General features: G+C 50.8%; 17 protein-coding genes and 1 pseudogene. 9 read left to right on the forward strand and 9 right to left on the reverse strand.

Translation table 11 applies throughout. From position 1 onward, the window contains the following. Positions 1-67 precede the first annotated feature (67 nt). Both dinB and Q9291_RS04355 read right to left on the reverse strand, forming a co-directional pair. Positions 68-1,279 carry a DNA polymerase IV gene (gene dinB, locus Q9291_RS04350; protein ID WP_306388807.1) on the reverse strand — a complete coding sequence of 404 codons (1,212 nt, stop codon included), beginning with the start codon at positions 1,277-1,279 and terminating at the stop codon, positions 68-70. A 423-nt stretch (positions 1,280-1,702) separates the two neighbouring features. Then, a pseudogene (locus Q9291_RS04355) lies at positions 1,703-1,876 on the reverse strand (IS110 family transposase); the annotation flags it as partial. 172 nt (positions 1,877-2,048) lie between these two features. Here Q9291_RS04355 and Q9291_RS04360 point away from each other — a divergent pair. Next, on the forward strand, positions 2,049-2,648 hold the full coding sequence (locus Q9291_RS04360; protein WP_306388808.1) for an SGNH/GDSL hydrolase family protein: 600 nt from the start codon (positions 2,049-2,051) through the stop codon (positions 2,646-2,648). A 103-nt stretch (positions 2,649-2,751) separates the two neighbouring features. On the opposite strand, the gene Q9291_RS04365 is transcribed toward Q9291_RS04360, so the two are convergent. The 5 genes from Q9291_RS04365 to Q9291_RS04385 form a co-directional block, all read right to left on the reverse strand. Next, positions 2,752-3,465: an SAM-dependent methyltransferase gene (locus tag Q9291_RS04365; RefSeq protein WP_306388809.1), complete on the reverse strand. Its 714-nt coding sequence runs from the start codon at positions 3,463-3,465 to the stop codon at positions 2,752-2,754. 133 nt (positions 3,466-3,598) lie between these two features. Next, on the reverse strand, positions 3,599-5,008 hold the full coding sequence (locus Q9291_RS04370; protein ID WP_370530736.1) for a DUF4139 domain-containing protein: 1,410 nt from the start codon (positions 5,006-5,008) through the stop codon (positions 3,599-3,601). A 112-nt stretch (positions 5,009-5,120) separates the two neighbouring features. Further along, positions 5,121-5,720: a Maf family nucleotide pyrophosphatase gene (locus tag Q9291_RS04375; RefSeq protein WP_306388811.1), complete on the reverse strand. Its 600-nt coding sequence runs from the start codon at positions 5,718-5,720 to the stop codon at positions 5,121-5,123. A 51-nt stretch (positions 5,721-5,771) separates the two neighbouring features. Continuing rightward, the gene (oadA, locus tag Q9291_RS04380; protein ID WP_306388812.1) at positions 5,772-7,619 is read right to left on the reverse strand and encodes a sodium-extruding oxaloacetate decarboxylase subunit alpha; all 1,848 of its coding nucleotides are present in this window, start codon (positions 7,617-7,619) and stop codon (positions 5,772-5,774) included. 44 nt (positions 7,620-7,663) lie between these two features. Continuing rightward, a complete protein-coding gene (locus Q9291_RS04385) occupies positions 7,664-9,082 on the reverse strand; it encodes an acetyl-CoA carboxylase biotin carboxylase subunit (RefSeq protein WP_306388813.1) in 1,419 nt (472 codons plus the stop codon). Between the two features lie 318 nt (positions 9,083-9,400). Here Q9291_RS04385 and Q9291_RS04390 point away from each other — a divergent pair, with 318 nt between their 5' ends. From Q9291_RS04390 to fabF, 8 genes are all read left to right on the forward strand, one after another. Then, the gene (locus tag Q9291_RS04390) at positions 9,401-9,913 is read left to right on the forward strand and encodes a YceD family protein (protein ID WP_306388814.1); all 513 of its coding nucleotides are present in this window, start codon (positions 9,401-9,403) and stop codon (positions 9,911-9,913) included. A 208-nt stretch (positions 9,914-10,121) separates the two neighbouring features. Further along, positions 10,122-10,301 carry a 50S ribosomal protein L32 gene (gene rpmF, locus Q9291_RS04395; RefSeq protein ID WP_018985326.1) on the forward strand — a complete coding sequence of 60 codons (180 nt, stop codon included), beginning with the start codon at positions 10,122-10,124 and terminating at the stop codon, positions 10,299-10,301. 131 nt (positions 10,302-10,432) lie between these two features. Beyond that, the gene (gene plsX, locus Q9291_RS04400; protein ID WP_306388815.1) at positions 10,433-11,485 is read left to right on the forward strand and encodes a phosphate acyltransferase PlsX; all 1,053 of its coding nucleotides are present in this window, start codon (positions 10,433-10,435) and stop codon (positions 11,483-11,485) included. A gap of 48 nt (positions 11,486-11,533) precedes the next feature. Next, positions 11,534-12,475, forward strand: coding sequence for a beta-ketoacyl-ACP synthase III (locus Q9291_RS04405; protein ID WP_306388816.1), 942 nt, complete (start codon positions 11,534-11,536; stop codon positions 12,473-12,475). A 74-nt stretch (positions 12,476-12,549) separates the two neighbouring features. Beyond that, a complete protein-coding gene (fabD, locus tag Q9291_RS04410; protein WP_306388817.1) occupies positions 12,550-13,473 on the forward strand; it encodes an ACP S-malonyltransferase in 924 nt (307 codons plus the stop codon). A 12-nt stretch (positions 13,474-13,485) separates the two neighbouring features. Beyond that, positions 13,486-14,226 carry a 3-oxoacyl-ACP reductase FabG gene (fabG, locus tag Q9291_RS04415; RefSeq protein WP_306388818.1) on the forward strand — a complete coding sequence of 247 codons (741 nt, stop codon included), beginning with the start codon at positions 13,486-13,488 and terminating at the stop codon, positions 14,224-14,226. A gap of 109 nt (positions 14,227-14,335) precedes the next feature. Beyond that, positions 14,336-14,572: an acyl carrier protein gene (acpP, locus tag Q9291_RS04420; protein ID WP_306388819.1), complete on the forward strand. Its 237-nt coding sequence runs from the start codon at positions 14,336-14,338 to the stop codon at positions 14,570-14,572. Positions 14,573-14,630: 58 nt separating this feature from the next. Further along, complete coding sequence (gene fabF, locus Q9291_RS04425) at positions 14,631-15,863, forward strand: beta-ketoacyl-ACP synthase II (RefSeq protein ID WP_306388820.1); 1,233 nt, start codon at positions 14,631-14,633, stop codon at positions 15,861-15,863. A gap of 55 nt (positions 15,864-15,918) precedes the next feature. Here the strand turns inward: fabF and tpx (Q9291_RS04430) are convergent, their stop codons facing one another. After that, positions 15,919-16,419: a thiol peroxidase gene (gene tpx / locus Q9291_RS04430; protein ID WP_306388821.1), complete on the reverse strand. Its 501-nt coding sequence runs from the start codon at positions 16,417-16,419 to the stop codon at positions 15,919-15,921. Positions 16,420-16,617: 198 nt separating this feature from the next. Next, positions 16,618-17,127 carry a thiol peroxidase gene (gene tpx, locus Q9291_RS04435; RefSeq protein ID WP_306388822.1) on the reverse strand — a complete coding sequence of 170 codons (510 nt, stop codon included), beginning with the start codon at positions 17,125-17,127 and terminating at the stop codon, positions 16,618-16,620. Positions 17,128-17,156: the final 29 nt, after the last annotated feature.

A 17,156-nucleotide genomic window follows, 5' to 3' on the forward strand; every position in this document is an offset into this window, starting at 1 on the left:
GCGTGGGTTCTTCGGGTACGTTTCATTGCTTTCTTTCTCTGCTTTCTGCCGCCTATCGGCTGCAAGGTTAAGCAAGAATATCACTTAAAACACTGTCCAGTTTTCCGGGTCCACCTCTTTCATCAACGGTAAAATCCAGCGTGAACTGTGCTGCATCTGCATGCACACTGTGGTCAGTAGGCACCAGGCCGCTTGCTTTAACGCCTAACAAGCGTATCTTTTTATCCAACGCTATCCTTTTTAGACATTTGCCACAAAAAAGCCGTAATGATTTCGCATCGCTGATAGGGGCGGGTAGTGTCAGGTCGCGCGTAACGGTTTTAAAGTCATCAAAACGCAGCTTGATGCCGATCTTGCGGCAGGTATAGCCTTTTTGTTGCAGATCGCTGGCGACACGCTCACATAGCTGGGTAAATGCCTGGCTTAAAGCCGGTTTGTCTCTCACTGCGTGCAAGTTGCGCTCAAACGTGGTCTCCCTGCTCATCGAGACCGGGACGCTTTCAGTGATGACCGGCCTGTCATCCTGACCGTGAGACACACGATGCAACCACCGGCCATAGCTATTGCCAAAATGCTGCACTAGCCAGGCTTCGCTCATGGCTGCAATCTGACCTATGGTTTTAATCTCCAATGACTCGAGTTTAGCGCTGGCTTTAGGGCCTATGCCATTGATCTTTTTGGCTGGCATCGGCCAGATACGGAAAGGTATATCCGACAGTGTGATGACGGTGATGCCATCTGGCTTTTGCATTTCAGAGCATAACTTTGCCAATAGTTTATTGGGCGCGATACCGACTGAACAGGTGAGGCCAGTAGCGGTAAATACGGCAGATTTCAACTGTTGTGCAATCTCGTTAGCCTCGCCCGGCAGCATGGATACATCGGCATAAACTTCATCGATGCCGATATTCTCTACCAATGGGCTAATGCTGCGAATCGCCTCCTTGAACAGGCGGGAATAATGACGGTACAGCTCGAAATTCACCGGCAACAAGATCGCATCGGGCGCCAGTTTGGCGGCGTGCATAGTCGGCATGGCCGAGTGCAGGCCGAGCGCACGCGCTTCATAGGTAGCCGTGGTCAACACACCGCGCCCTGCGTAATCCCGCAAGCGCGAGAACGCGTGGGTGCCATCCTCTCTGATCCGTGGTGCATGTGAGGAACGCCCGCCCACCACCACAGGCAAGCCTTTCAACTCCGGGTAGCGTGACAATTCGCAAGATGCAAAAAATGCATCCATATCAATATGTGCGATGCGTCTGGTTTTCAAGACTGGCATGTTAACCACTTATAAGCTTGGGAGCAGGTGGGGAATCAGATATTCAAAGGTATAAAAAAACATAATCGACTGGCAGTCATAAATATTGAAGCGTTGCACAACGCTGGATTATCCCATGATGCACATTAAAAGGCATGCTTGTGCAAAATGCTTTTTACACTCTCTGCAATCATCACTCCTATGCCAAATATCAAAACCGCCTTCATAGCATTGGCCGCTTTTACTGGGGCACCGACTGACAAAGATGGCTATCCCATTGGCAATCCAAAAATGGGCGAAGACTCTTTAACTCACACATCAGATGCAAAACACGAGATCCGAGCAATGGCAGCTAGAACGCTCTTCCACTTTGTCCCCCCAGCCTAAATGGTTACAGAAACAGGGGGAGATACGGTTTTACTACGAATACGGTTTAAATTTGTGGAGCGCTTCTTCTTTGTAATCTTCACGTAATCGATGCCAAACCATTACAGATTGCTGCTCAATGCTTTTGATCGCCATAAAACGCATGGCCAGTTGGCGAGCCGCAAGGGTAATCGCTTCGGCATCATTTTTAGCATTCTTGGTTGCCATGCTTTTACGAAATGGCTGCAAAAACTCAGACGCCTGACAAGAACGCACTGATCAGGCGTGTTCTTTTGAATGTCGGCTATTGGGTGTGTCAGGTGCTCTTTGTGCTCGGTCTAAGCTCTTTGCTATCTCCCCATGCAGGGTTTGATTTCAGTGTGTTGGGGTGTATTCTTGTTGTTTTTATATCTAGTTTAATTCTATGCCTCATCTGATTCTGCTTGGCGATTCAATTTTTGATAATGGTGTTTATGTCGATGGGGGTCCTGATGTTTGCAGCCAGTTACGTGATTTATTGCCAGCCACTTGGCGCGCCAGTTTGTTGGCGGTAGATGGTGCTGTTTGCCGTGATGTTGTCAGCCAGTTGGCGCATTTGCCTGCCGATGCCAGCCAGTTGGTATTGAGTGTTGGGGGTAACGATGCCCTGATGCGCAGGGATGTGTTGGCGGCCAGTGTACAAAGCAGCGTGGAGGCCATTTTGTTGATGGCTGATGCGATGGATGCTTTTGAGCACGATTATCGTCAGATGATGGAGGCGTTATTGGCAACAGGTTTGCCGCTGACGGTGTGTACCATTTACAACGCCAATTTTGATGCGCCAGATTATCAACGTTGCGTGCGGTTGGCGGTGGCTGTGTTTAACGATGTGATTTTGCGCGTGGCAGCAGAGCACCGTTTGCCGGTGATTGATTTGCGGGCGATTTGCAATCTTCCGGGTGACTATGCCAACCCGATTGAGCCTTCGGTGGCAGGCGGTGAAAAAATCAGCCGCGCCATTTTAGACAAGCTTGCACTGCATTGATCAGGCTGGCCATTCATCCACGAACTGCATGGCTAACCGGCTAGGGCTAAGTGCCTGACCGTGCTAGCCGTGTGATGCGCGTGGGTGAATCAGCCAATAGGCTTTAAGCCAGCAACAAAAACACTGTGGGTTTTTTATGCAAATCCGGCAATTGCGCTTTGCTCCACTCAGCCACTGTTTTGGTCAATATCAATTCATCTTTACCGGTCACATTGCAGGCTACACACAGCTTTGTTTGCGGTTGCAGAGTGGCAATCAGGTCATCCAGCATGTGCTGGTTACGGTAGGGGGTTTCAATAAACAGTTGGGTTTCGAGACGGGTTTTTGAGTCATGCTCAATGTGTTTAATCGTTTCAATGCGCGTAGCCTTGTCAGCGGCCAGGTAGCCTAAAAACGTAAAGCGCTGGCCGTTGAGGCCACTGGCCATCAGGCCTAACAACAGGCTGCTGGGGCCGATGAGTGGGGCAACACGGATGCCTTTGTAGTGCGCGACGGCAGCCAGTGTGGCGCCGGGGTCGGCAATACCAGGGCAACCGGCTTCGCTCATCAGGCCAACGTCTATGCCTTTTTGCAGCGGTTGCAGCATGGTGTTGAGGTCTTTGGCTGGTGTGTCTTTATTTAATACGCTGAAAGTGATGTCGCGCATGGTGGTGGGGTGGCCGCTCGCCGCCAGGAAATGACGGGCAGTTTTTTCGTTTTCGACAATAAAGTGCTGCAAGCTGTGGATGCGAGCAATCACCTCTGGCGGCAGTACTTGTTGGGGTGTTGTGTCGTCAGCCAGTGTGACGGGGATAAAGTAGAGCGTGCCTGTGGCCATGTGCGTGTCGATTCATGCGTAAAAACTGGATTATCCCACGGCAAGGCGTAAAAAAAGCATTCTGGTGAAAGAATGCTTTTTTATTGTGCTGATGATTGCTTGCTCAGGTTCGCCTGGCGAGCGCTCTGACGCCTTAGTATTTAACTTGTACCCGGTATTTCAAGGTTACGTCGCTTTCGGCGGGGACGCTGATTTTCCAGGTGGCCTGATGGGCGCTGGTTTTTTCATGCGGCAGTGAAGCATTCAGGATTTTCCAGTCACCATTCAGCGGCTCTTGCACGGTGACCGTCACGGCTTCTTTTTTGGCATTGTGCAGCGTGATGGCGTAAGCACTTTCATACAGCGGTGCCTGATTGGGTTTGCCAAGGCTTTTGAAGTCTGTTTGCACGCGGTCGGCGGTAACGTCAAACGCATTGCCCAGCTTTAAGCGCACGGTATCGTTTTTGGGGGTGTGATCGATCTGGTCTTCACCGACAAACTGGGCTGACCCATCGAGGTCTTTTTTGTAGACGCGCATGGTGCCTTTGGGCAGCGGAATACCAAGTTTGGCGGCTTCTTTGTTATCAAATTGTACAAATACTTGCACCTTTTGTGTCTTTTCTAGTTCGCGGTATTGACCTTGATAGTAGTAATCGGCGCCGCTCAGTACCAGTTCTTTACGCGCAGGAATCTGCTGAGCCGAGAGCAGGGCAACTTGTTTGGTTTGATTCTCGGCGATGGTGGTGGGGCGTGGCAGGGTATAGAGATGGTATTCCAGCAAGCCTTGTTCCACCGGCATGGCAGCATCCGCTACCATGGCTTCACTGCGCATCATCATGGTTTTAGGACGGATGGCATCACGCACGCGGTTGACATCACCGGCCACCAGTTGCACTTTGGCATTGGGGTAAGCCGTGCCGCTGGTGTTGGTGAGGGTGACCCAGCCGGAGAGGTCCAGCGCGTCTTCCTTGCTGTTGAGTTCGGCCACGTAATCGGTTTTCCATTGCAGGCCGCCTGTCAGGTAGCTCAGTTCCAGACTGGCTTGTTCCGGGCCTTTGTATTGTGCCTGTGTGGTGAGTGTTGGCCGGTCTTTGAGCTGGCCGGGCACGTTAGGGTAGGCAATGCGACCAGGCACGCCGGTTTCGATACGGTTCCCTATTTTTAGTACTATGCCGTTTTGTGCCGAGAGTACCGTCGCCTGCTCTTCTGTTTCTGCTCCGGTGGCCGGGTTGGTCTTGATGACGGTGACTTGCTGGCCGACATATTTTTCGAGTAGCTTTTCCGGGGTCAGTAAGTCAAAGTCAAAGTTTTGTTCTAGCACCTGCAGGCTGGTATTGGGCAGCAGGCTGCGCAGCAGGGCAGTTTCAGGCTTAATTTGGGCACTGACATCACGAAATGACAGGGCAGACAAGCCATTGCCAAGGGATAGTTTGCGGCTGTCTTTCACCAGTGCGAGGTCTTCATTGTAAATGGTGACTGCGACACTGGTCTGGTCGGATTGCGGGCTGACGACAGTCGGGGCTGCGTGCACATGTGCAACACTGGCCAGGGAAAAAAGCAGCATGGAACTCAGACGCATGGGGATCCTCTCGTTTTTTAAAGCATTATGCTTGAGACGCTATTAACGCGTTTGCCGTTCAATAAGTTAACGAGCGGTACGCGATTGCGCTATCTGATTAGCGCTCTTTATGGGGTGATAATACATCGACACCGGCATTTTGCAGCATGTTGACCAGTGCGATCAAGGGCAAGCCGATCAGGGCATTGGGGTCATCGCCACGCATATAGTCCAGCAAGGCAATGCCCATGCCTTCGGATTTGGCGCTGCCAACACAGTCGTAGGGTTGTTCCAGCTGCAGGTAGTGTTCAATCTGGTCGGGCGTCAGTGTTTTAAACTTGACATGGTAAGGCACGAGGGTGGACTGCATGTGCTGGTTGCCGCTGTTATACAGGCAAAGTGCGCTGTGGAAAATGACTTCGCGGCCGCTCAGCATGCTCAATTGTCTGACGGCATTGGTATGGTTACCCGGTTTGCCAATCTGCTGGCCATCCACTGTGGCCACCTGGTCACATCCAATGATCAGCGCGCCCGGGTGGTGTTCAGCGACTTTGCGTGCTTTGGCTTCTGCCAGGCGCAAAGCCGTCTGTTCCGGGCTTTCGCCTTGCAGGGGTGTCTCGTCAATTTCTGGAGAAAGGGACTCAAATGGCAAGTGCAGCTTTTGCAGCACTTCGCGACGATAGCGCGAGGAAGAGGCGAGGATCAGCGGTGTTGGCATGGTTAAAAGCAAAAATCCCTGAATTGCTTCAGGGATTTTTGCAGGATGGCGTTATTCAGGTTGAATTTCAATCAGTGTTTCATCCGGGGTGACACTGTCACCTTTGGTGACATGGATCGCGAGCACAGTACCAGACTTGCCAGCCTGAATCTCGTTTTCCATTTTCATGGCTTCAATCACCAGCACGCCGTCACCCGCACTGACCTTGTCTCCGACGTTGACCTTGACCGTCACAATCGTGCCTGGCATGGCGGTGGTGATGCAGCCGGGGTGCGTTGGGCGTGGACGACCACTGGAGGCCACTGCCGTGGCTTTCTTCTTGCTGCCTGAGGAGCTACCAGCACTGACTTCCATTTCGCTCAGGGTTTCAACAAAGACTTCTTCAGAGATGCCATCCACTTTCACATAGTAAGGACGGCGCTCTTCACCGGCGTGGCCGCTCCCTGTGAGTTTGATGTGGTAGGTTTCGCCATGCAGTGTGATGTTGAATTCATTGGGCGCATAACGTGCCGCCGCCGTTTGCTGGCTCACTGCATCTTTGCTTAATAATGGTTCAGGTTGCAATGAACCGGCATTGCGCTCTTGCAGGAACGTTTTGCCGATATCCGGGAACATGGCGAATGTCAGCACATCCCGTTCATGATTGGCAAAGCGCTCGGCTTCAGATTGCAGTTTGACCATTTCAGGTTGCAACAGATCAGCAGGGCGACAGGTAATCACTTCCGCATCACCCACCGCTTGCTTGCGCACTTCGGCATTGACTGCGGCAGGTGCTTTACCATACTGGCCCAGCAGGTAATTCTTCACTTCGTTGGTAATGGATTTGTAGCGGCCACCGGTTAATACGTTCAGCACAGCCTGAGTGCCAACGATTTGCGAGGTTGGTGTAACCAATGGCGGGAAGCCCAAGTCTTCTCGTACACGCGGGATCTCGGCCAGAACCTCATCCATGCGATCCAGTGCACCTTGTTCTTTCAACTGGTTGGACAGGTTGGAAATCATGCCACCTGGTACCTGGTTGACCAGTACGCGGGTGTCCACACCGGTAAAGGCACTTTCAAACTGCCAGTATTTTTTACGTACCTCTTTGAAGTAGGCAGTAATTTCCTGCAGCTTACCCAAATCCAGACCAGTATCGTATTCCGTGCCTTTTAAAGCTGCGACCAGGCTTTCAGTGGTTGGGTGGCTGGCACCTTCAGAGAAGGAGGAGTTGCAGGTATCAATAATGTCGACACCGTTTTCGACGCTCTTCAGCATGACCATGCTGGCCAAGCCGGAGGTGGCGTGGCTGTGCATATGCACGGGCACACTGACAGCGTCTTTCAGACTTCTGACCAGTTCACCAGCCATGGTAGGCGTGAGCAGGCCGGCCATGTCTTTGACGCCGATGCTGTCACAGCCCAACGCTTCCAGCTCTTTGGCCATGCTGACAAAATAGGCAACATCGTGTACCGGGCTGGTTGTGAATGACAGCGTACCAATGGCGTGTTTTTTGACTGACTTCACCGCTTCAATCGCTGTTTTCAGGTTGCGCACATCGTTCATGGCATCGAAAATACGGAATACATCAACGCCAGTATCGGCGGCCTGTTTGACAAAGGCATGCACCACATCGTCCGAGTAGTGGCGATAACCCAGCAGGTTCTGTCCACGCAACAACATGTTGATTGGTGTGTTGGGCAGTGCTTTTCTTAACTTCTGCAGACGTTCCCAGGGGTCCTCTTTCAGAAAGCGTACACAGGCATCAAACGTTGCGCCGCCCCAGGCCTCCAGAGACCAGAAGCCAATGTCATCCAGTTTGCTACAAATAGGCAGCATGTCTTCGGTGCGCATGCGGGTGGCAATCAGGGATTGGTGACCATCTCTTAAAACGAGTTCGGTGACGTGTATTTTGCTCATAGTCGTATCGATCTAAATATTAATGTATTTGCAAAGCGGGTTAATTAAACGCCTTCATGCGCTGCAATGGCAGCTGCAATGGCGACGGCCATCAGTTCTGGTGGAAAGCCGGTGTCGTATTCAATCAGTTCCGGGTGCGATTCCACAAAGCTGGTGTTAAAGTTGGCCGCACGAAAATCCGGATGCTGCATGATCTGCTGGTAATACGGAATGGTGGTTTTAACGCCGTATACAATCATGTCGTTCAGTGCACGGCGACCGCGTTCAATCACACTCTCCCAGTCCAGCGCCCAGACAGTCAGTTTTGCACACATGGAATCATAGTAAGGAGGAATCACATAGCCGCTGTAAATAGCCGCGTCCATCCGCACACCGGGACCGCCGGGTGCATAGTAACGGGTAATTTTGCCAAAGCTGGGTAGGAAGTCTTTTTTCGGGTCTTCGGCGTTAATACGGTATTCCATGGCAAAGCCGCGGAAAGCGATTTCGCTTTGTTTGTATTGCAAAGGCAAGCCTGCTGCCACGCGGATTTGTTCCTGGACGATATCCACACCGGTAATGGTTTCGGTCACGGTATGCTCTACCTGCAAGCGGGTATTCATTTCCATGAAATAGAAGTTGTTCTCGGAGTCCAGCAGAAACTCAACAGTACCGGCATTTTCATAGCCGACAGCCTTGGCGGCTTTGACGCCAAGGTTGCCAATGTATTCGCGCTGTGCCTGTGAGAGTTGCGGAGAAGGTGCAATTTCAATCAGTTTCTGGTTGCGGCGCTGGATCGAACAATCGCGCTCGAACAAATGAATGACATTGCCATGCGCGTCGGCCAGCACCTGTACTTCGATGTGGCGCGGATGTACCACGCACTTTTCCAGAAACACTTCAGGTTTACCAAACGCTTTGCTGGCTTCTGAAATGACACGGTCATAGTTACTGAGTAATTCTTTTTCGCTGTCACAGCGGCGAATGCCGCGGCCACCGCCACCATTGGTGGCTTTTAACATGACAGGGTAGCCTATTTTGCTGGCCAGTTTGACAGCTGCTTCCAATGATTCCAGATTGCCATCACTGCCGGGGACACAAGGAATGCCGGCAGCTATCATCGCGTTACGGGCTTGAATTTTGTCGCCCATCTGACGAATCACGCTTGCTTCTGGGCCTATAAATTTAATGCCACGGCGCGCACATACTTCAGCCAGTTCTGGGTTTTCTGAAAGAAAGCCGTAACCTGGATGCAAGGCGTCACAACCGGCGGCCACTGCGATGTTCACAATATTATGTGCATTGAGGTAGCCTGCTACCGGATCGGAGCCAATGTTGTAAGCTTCATCCGCTTTTTTGACATGCAAAGCATGGCGGTCGGCGTCGGAATAAATGGCAGCAGACTTGATGCCCATTTCCGAACATGCGCGCACGATGCGCACAGCGATTTCACCGCGATTCGCGACTAGAATTTTCTTAAACACACGTTACCCTTAAAGCAAGAAAAATGGACAGAATTCTCTGTAAACCGAAAGAAAGTCTCAGCGGTCAGTCATGTTTGGTTGTGGCTTGAGAAGGTTATTGCCCCCCGTTTGTTTGGTGGAATACTCAAGCCGGCATCCTGTATCTGTTCATTAAAACGAACGACGCGTGATGCGTCATTATTATAACAGTAAACCTGTCGCGGATACAGTGGGCATGTGCTGTCATGCTTAATGGGGCGCAGTCTGGTCGTCAATTGATCGATAGTTTGTTATATTGTAAATCGTTATAAAACGTCGCTATAAAACAAGGAGTATTTTTTGACGAGTGCGCATTATTTGGAATTGGCGAGACAGCAGAAAACCGTTTCTGGCGAATTGGCGTTGGCCACATTGCCAAGGCTGGTGGATGCGCTGCGCGAGCGCGGTGTCACGGCGTCAGACGCGTTATCGGTCACCATGGTCCGTTATCATCTGCAAGGCTTGCCGCCTGGCTACTTTGGTGACGTGCAATTGCCCATGCTGGCGTTAACTATCGAAACCGAGCTGCCGCTGGTGTGTCAGCGCTGTTTTCAGGCTATGCCCGAGACTGTGGCGTTGAAGTATGCTTTTGCTGTCTGTCACGAGCCTCCTGAGGCGTTGCTGGAGGATGAGCATGTTGATTGGCTTGAACCGGACCCTGAGGCGTCGATAGAAATGCTGGTTGAGGATGAGTTGCTGATGGCGCTGCCGATTGCTGTGATGCATGAAGAGATGTGCGTGGCATTGCAACAGGTGGCGGGCGAAAAGCCCAACCCATTCGCGGCGCTCAAGTCACTCAAGCTGGATAAGTAGTGGCGCAATCACAATCCTGTTCGGTCGCAGGAATGATCGGTCAATAGTGCGGTTGGCGTTGTGTGAATATGTATTTGCTGTTGCTTGTGAATTATTTTATAATGCTGGATTGAGTAGCAATTTTGTATTAATTTTCAACTGCCTTTAAATTTGAAATTAACCTTTGTGCGTTAATTAAAGGATGGCGGTTTATTTTGGAGTAATTTAAATGGCAGTTCAGCAAAACAAAAAGACACCTTCAAAGCGTGGTATGCATCGCTCACACGACTTCTTGACTAACCCACCTTTGGCGATTGAGCCAACGACTGGTGAAGTGCACTTGCGTCACCACGTAAGTCCTAACGGTTTTTACCGTGGTCGTAAAGTGATGCCAGCAAAAGGCGAGTAATCGCTGATTGCAAGCCATTCGCTTGAAACACGCCGCGCATTGATATGCGCGGCGTTTGTGTATCTGGCGATTACATTTTATCTGTTGCCTAGTGGGGTGTTGGGTAACAGGCAGTCAACAAGGGTCATAGCATGACAACAAGTCAGTCCCGGCAATCACATGAAGTGGTGATTGCCATTGATGCCATGGGAGGAGATCACGGTCCGCATGTGACCGTGCCTGCGGCAGTACGTATCTTAAACGAGAATCCTCATCTCAATATTATCCTGGTTGGTTTGCAAGAGGCGATTGCCGCGGAGTTAAAAGCGCTACATGTTTCTGCCAATCCACGCTTGTGCGTACATCATGCCTCTGAAGTGGTGTTAATGGATGAATCGCCACAAAGTGCGATGAAAAATAAAAAAGATTCTTCGATGCGGGTGGCGATTAATATGGTGAAAACTGGCGAGGCGCAGGCTTGCGTGAGTGCAGGCAACACCGGTGCGTTGATGGCCACTGCACGGTTTGTGTTGAAGACGCTACCGGGGATTGACCGTCCGGCGATTGCCTCAACATTGCCTTCAGAAAATGGCAGTACGTTTATGCTGGATTTGGGCGCCAATGCCGACTGTACGCCTGAGCATCTTTATCAGTTTGCCATCATGGGCGCCATGGTAGTGAGCTGTATCAGTAATAAGCCCAATCCAACCGTTGGTTTGCTCAATATTGGCTCCGAAGATATCAAGGGCAATGAGGTAGCCAAGCAGGCAGCTGAGTTGTTGCGTAGCAGCCACCTTAATTTTTATGGCAATGTCGAAGGCGACGATATTTTTAAAGGCACCACCGATGTGGTGGTGTGCGACGGTTTTGTGGGTAACGTGTCGCTTAAAACGACGGAAGGGCTGGCGCATATGATGGGTAAGTTCCTGACCCAAGAGTTCAAGCGCAACTGGCTGACCAAGCTGATGGCGCTTGGGGCTTTTCCTGTACTCAAAGCGTTTAAAAAGCGTCTGGATCCACGCCGATACAATGGCGCCAGCTTTCTCGGTTTGCGTGGGATTGTTGTCAAAAGCCATGGCGGTGCGGATAGTACCGGGTTTTACCATGCGATTCATGTGGCCTTGGAAGAGGCGCAAAGCGGCGTATTAAAACGGATCCAGACGCAATTGGAAATTGAGCATTTGACAACGTCAGACAGTCAGTAAAGGCTATCGCGTTAGGCGTTTTCAACCATTTAAGGCATAATCGCATCCATGATTTACGCACGAATTGCAGGTACAGGAAGCTACCTGCCTCCCAATATTTTGACCAATGCCGATCTGGAAAAAATGGTAGATACCACCGATGAGTGGATTTTTTCCCGTACTGGCATCAAGCAGCGCCATCGGGTGACTGATGAGTTGACCAGTGATCTGGCCACGCAAGCGGCACGCAATGCCATTGCGGCAGCAGGTATTCAGGCCGCAGACATCGATCTGATTATTGTCGCCACTACCACGCCTGACAAAATTTTTCCCAGTGTGGCGACGATGGTGCAGCGCAAGCTGGGTATTGCGGGTTGCCCGGCCTTTGATGTGCAGGCGGTCTGCAGCGGTTTTGTCTATGCGCTGACAACTGCCAATCATTTTATCAAGTCTGGCCAGTACAAAAATGCACTGGTGATCGGTGCTGATACTTTTAGCCGTATTTGTGACTACACGGATCGCAGTAACTGTATTTTGTGGGGGGATGGCGCGGGTGCCGTGATTTTGCAAACCAGTGAGCAGCCCGGCATTTTATCTACCCATATTCACGCCGATGGCAATTACGAAACCTATTTGCATGTACCACATAATCCGGATGGCGCGGATACGGTCGTCATGGAAGGCAACCCGGTGTTTAAGATGGCGGTCAATACGCTGGACCAGATAGTTGACGAAACGCTGGCAGCCAATCAGATGCAAAAATCCGATATTGACTGGCTGGTGCCTCACCAGGCCAATATTCGTATTTTGCAGGCCACCGCCAAAAAGCTGGAAATGCCAATGGACAAGGTGGTGGTGACTGTAGACAAACATGGCAATACTTCGGCTGCTTCGATTCCTCTCGCACTGGATACAGCGGTGCGTGACGGACGCATTCAGCGCGGACAAATCCTGCTGATGGAAGCCTTTGGCGGCGGCTTTACCTGGGGTTCTGCCCTGGTGAAGTTCTGATTCATTTTAAAGAGAGCATGTGACGTTTTTACACGTTGTGTGCGGCGATCCACTTTTTCTATTACACATACACTATGTCTAAATTTGCATTTTTCTTTCCCGGTCAGGGCTCACAGTCTGTTGGCATGATGCAGGGCCTTGAAGGTCATGCCGTTGTGAAGCAAACGTTTGACGAAGCCTCTGCTGTGCTGGGGGTGGATTTGTGGCAAATGGCCACTGAAGCCAATGACGCCATCAATCTGACACAAAATACACAACCGATCATGCTGACTGCCGGTGTTGCCACATGGCGTGTCTATCAGGCGCTAGGCGGTCAATTGCCAGTCGCCATGGCAGGGCACAGTCTGGGTGAATATACCGCACTGGTTGCCACGGGTGCCATCAGTTTTGCGGATGCTTTGCCACTGGTGAAATTTCGTGCTGAAGCCATGCAGCAGGCCGTTCCTGAGGGACAGGGCGCAATGGCCGCTATTTTGGGGCTGGATGATGAAACTGTGCGTGCCCTATGTGCTGAATCCGCACAAGGGCAGGTGGTCGAAGCTGTCAACTTCAACTCTCCCGGCCAGGTCGTTATTGCCGGAGATAAGGCTGCCGTTGAGCGTGGTATGGCGCTGGCCAAAGCGAAAGGCGCAAAACGCGCCTTGCCATTGCCTGTGAGCGTGCCTTCGCACTGTGCCTTGATGCAACCGGCAGCCGATCAATTGCGTGCCTATCTGCAAAATGTCACTGTGTCCGCACCACTGGTGCCTGTACTGCACAATGCGGACGTCGCAGCCTACAGTGATGCGGCGCAAATTAAAGATGCGTTGGTACGTCAGCTCTACAGTCCTGTACGCTGGGTGGAAACCGTGCAGCAATTGGCCGCGCAGGGTGTGTTGAGCAGTGCAGAATGTGGTCCGGGCAAGGTGCTGGCAGGCTTGGCCAAGCGTATTGTCGCCGAAATGACCTGTGTGGCACTGGTCAATGATGAATCTGTGCAAACGTTTATTGCGCAATAAGGGGGAAAGTCTATGTTGAATCAACAAGTTGCTTTAGTGACTGGTGCCAGTCGAGGGATTGGCGCTGCCATTGCTGTTGCGCTGGGCAAGCAGGGCGCTATCGTGATTGGTACCGCTACCTCAACCAGTGGCGCTGAAGCCATCACAGCTGCTTTAAACGCGGCGGGCGTGAATGGTATAGGCATGGCGCTGGATGTGACCCAGCCTGAGCAGGTCGATGCCGTATTGAAGCAGATTGCGACGCAATTCGGCGATGTGAGTATTTTGGTCAACAATGCAGGCATCACCAAAGACACTTTGCTGATGCGCATGAAAGATGAAGACTGGGATGCTGTGCTGAATACCAACCTGAAGTCGGTATTTCGCATGAGTCAGGCCGTGCTGCGCCCGATGATGAAAGCGCGTCAGGGTCGTATTGTGAACATTTCCAGCGTGGTCGGCCATATGGGCAATGCGGGGCAAACCAATTATGCCGCAGCCAAAGCCGGGATGACCGGGTTTACCAAATCGATGGCGATGGAAGTCGGCAGTCGCGGTATTACCGTAAACTGTGTCGCGCCGGGTTTTATCGAAACCGATATGACGGCCGAGTTGCCAGAAGAGATTAAAACCAAAATGCTGGAACGGATTGCCATCGGCCGCCTGGGCCAGGTCGATGAAATTGCTGCCACGGTGGCATTCCTGGCATCTCCTGCCGCAGCCTATATTACGGGTGAAACCATCCATGTAAATGGTGGCATGTACTGCGCCTAAGATTTATACTCAAGATTTATTTTGAGAGATGTTTTTTGGTATTCTGAGCAAGTTTTGCTAGAATACCGGTTTACTGAATTAGACACTTATCAACAAAGGGGTATTTTAGATGTCCGACATCGAACAACGTGTAAAGAAAATCGTTTGTGAACAACTGGGTGCAAACGAAGCTGACGTTAAAAACGCATCATCTTTCGTAGATGATTTGGGTGCAGATTCACTGGACACCGTAGAATTGGTGATGGCTTTGGAAGAAGAATTCGATTGCGAAATCCCTGACGAAGAAGCTGAAAAAATCACAACAGTTCAACAAGCGATTGACTACGTCAACGCCAACGTTAAGTAATTTTTTAATCGCTCTTATTCACTTCAATCAGCCCTCGAAAGAGGGCTGATTTCCTATTATGACGAAACGCAGAGTAGTAGTAACCGGCTTGGGCGTGGTGTCTCCAGTAGGGATTGGCTCCAAAACTGCCTGGAACAATCTTGTCGCTGGTCAATCAGGCATTACCCGTATCACCAAATTCGATCCTTCACAGTTCGCATCGCAAATTGCAGGCGAAGTCAAAGGCTTCAACGTTGAGGATTTTATTCCCGCCAAAGATGCACGCCGGATGGATACCTTTATCCAGTATGGCCTGGCTGCAGGAATAGAAGCTTTCCGTGATTCCGGCCTTGAAGTGACAGAAGCCAATGCCGAACGCATTGGGGTCACCATTGGATCCGGCATTGGTGGTCTGGGCACGATTGAAGCCACTAACGACAGCTATGATGAGGGTGGTCCACGCAAGATTTCGCCATTCTTTATCCCCGGCACCATCATTAACATGATTTCCGGAAACCTGTCGATTATGCTGGGTCTGAAAGGGCCTAACATCGCAATCGTGACTGCCTGTACCACAGGTACACACAGTATTGGCGAAGCTTACCGCATGATTGAGTATGGCGACGCTGATGTCATGATTGCGGGGGGCGCTGAAGCGGCGATTACAGAGTTAAGTGTGGGGGGCTTTGCCTCTGCACGCGCCTTGTCTACCCGCAATGACGATCCAGCAACAGCCAGCCGCCCCTGGGATAAAGACCGGGATGGTTTTGTGATTGGTGAAGGTGCCGGTGTATTGGTGCTGGAAGAGTATGAGCATGCCAAAGCACGCGGCGCACGTATTTATGCCGAAGTGGCTGGATATGGCCGCAGTGCAGACGCATATCACATGACAGCGCCTAATATGGATGGCCCGCGCCGTTCCATGGTCAATGCCTTGAAAAATGCAGGAGTAAGCCCGGATCAGGTGCAGTTTATGAATGCCCACGGGACCTCAACGCCATTGGGGGATACCAACGAAACCAATGCCATTAAAGCAACTTTTGGTGAGCACGCATATAAGCTGGTGGTGAATTCCACCAAGTCTATGACTGGTCACCTGCTTGGCGGTGCTGGCGGACTGGAGTCTGTGTTTACTGTGTTGTCCATTTACAATCAGATGTCACCACCGACCATTAACCTGTTGAATCAAGATCCTGACTGTGATCTGGACTATTGTGCAAATACGGCACGAGACCTCAAGATTGAATATGCCTTGAAAAACAACTTCGGTTTTGGCGGCACTAACGGCAGTTTGTTATTTAAGCGTATATAAACCTGCAAGCAATAAAAAAACCGGCTGATGCCGGTTTTTTTATTGCGTTTATCGCTTACAACACAGCCAGTGCGGCCGCGTAATCTGGTTCGTCAGCAATTTCGCCGACCAGTTCGCTATGCAACACTTTATTGTGTTCATCCAGCACGACCACTGCGCGCGCAGTGAGTCCAGCCAGACTGCTGTCAACGATTTGTACGCCATAATCTTTGGCGAATTTTGCGGTATCGCGGAAAGTAGACAATGTGGCTACATTTTCAATGCCTTCTGCACCGCAAAAACGGCTTTGTGCAAATGGCAAATCGGCTGAAATACACAACACAACAGTGTTATCAGCCTCGCTGGCCTTTTTGTTAAAGGTGCGTACTGAAGTTGCGCAGGTCGGGGTGTCTATGCTTGGGAAAATATTCAATATTTTACGTTTCCCAGCAAAGGCATCCAAACCAACCAGATTGCGTTTGGCATCTGCCAGTTGAAAATCTGGTGCAGTCTGGCCTGCGGTTGGTAAATTGCCACCGATGCTGACCGGATTTCCTTTGAGTGTTACGCTAGCCATCTTGAGTCTCCAAAGTCTATTGTCTAAAGCTGCACACTTTACCCTGTTAAAGGTAGCCAATCAATATTTAACCCGGATTGTTCGAGACGACGTGCCATCAACTTCAAAGAGCACTTCCCATTTTTCATAAGAAATCCATCCAGTGGTCTTGCGACGTTACTTCAAGAGCACATGGCAAATCCGGGTTTAAATAAGGAATCAAGTATTTTCCAGGCTGGCAATCGCAGCCTGATAGTCTGGCTCACTGGTTAAATCATTGACCAGCTCCACATGCAACACGGTGTCATTTTCGTCTGCCACCATCAGTGCTCTGGCTGAAAGCCCGGCCAGCTTGCTGGTGACCATGAGGACACCATAATTTTTCAGCATGTCTCGACCACGCATGGTAGAAAGGTTAGTGACATGCCCCAATTTTTCTTCATCATAAAAACGAGACATTGCAAAAGGCAGGTCTGCGGAGACGTTCAGCACCACTGTGTTATCCAGACCGGCTGCAATGGCATCAAGCTGGCGAACACTCTGCGCGCTGGTCGGGGTGTCAATGCTTGGGAAAATATTGATTATTTTTCGCTTGCCACGAAATGCGTCTAGTGAGATATCTTCAAGTGCGTGATTAACCAGCAAAAAGAATGGCAGGCTCTGGCCGATCTGAGGCAAATCATTTTCGACCAGAATGGGTTCTTCGTTAAATTTTATTGCACCTGACATGCTTGTAGTCATCCTGAAAATAGCCTTTT

The sequence above is a fragment of the Methylophilus aquaticus genome, assembly GCF_030769565.1.
GTDB lineage: Bacteria > Pseudomonadota > Gammaproteobacteria > Burkholderiales > Methylophilaceae > Methylophilus > Methylophilus aquaticus.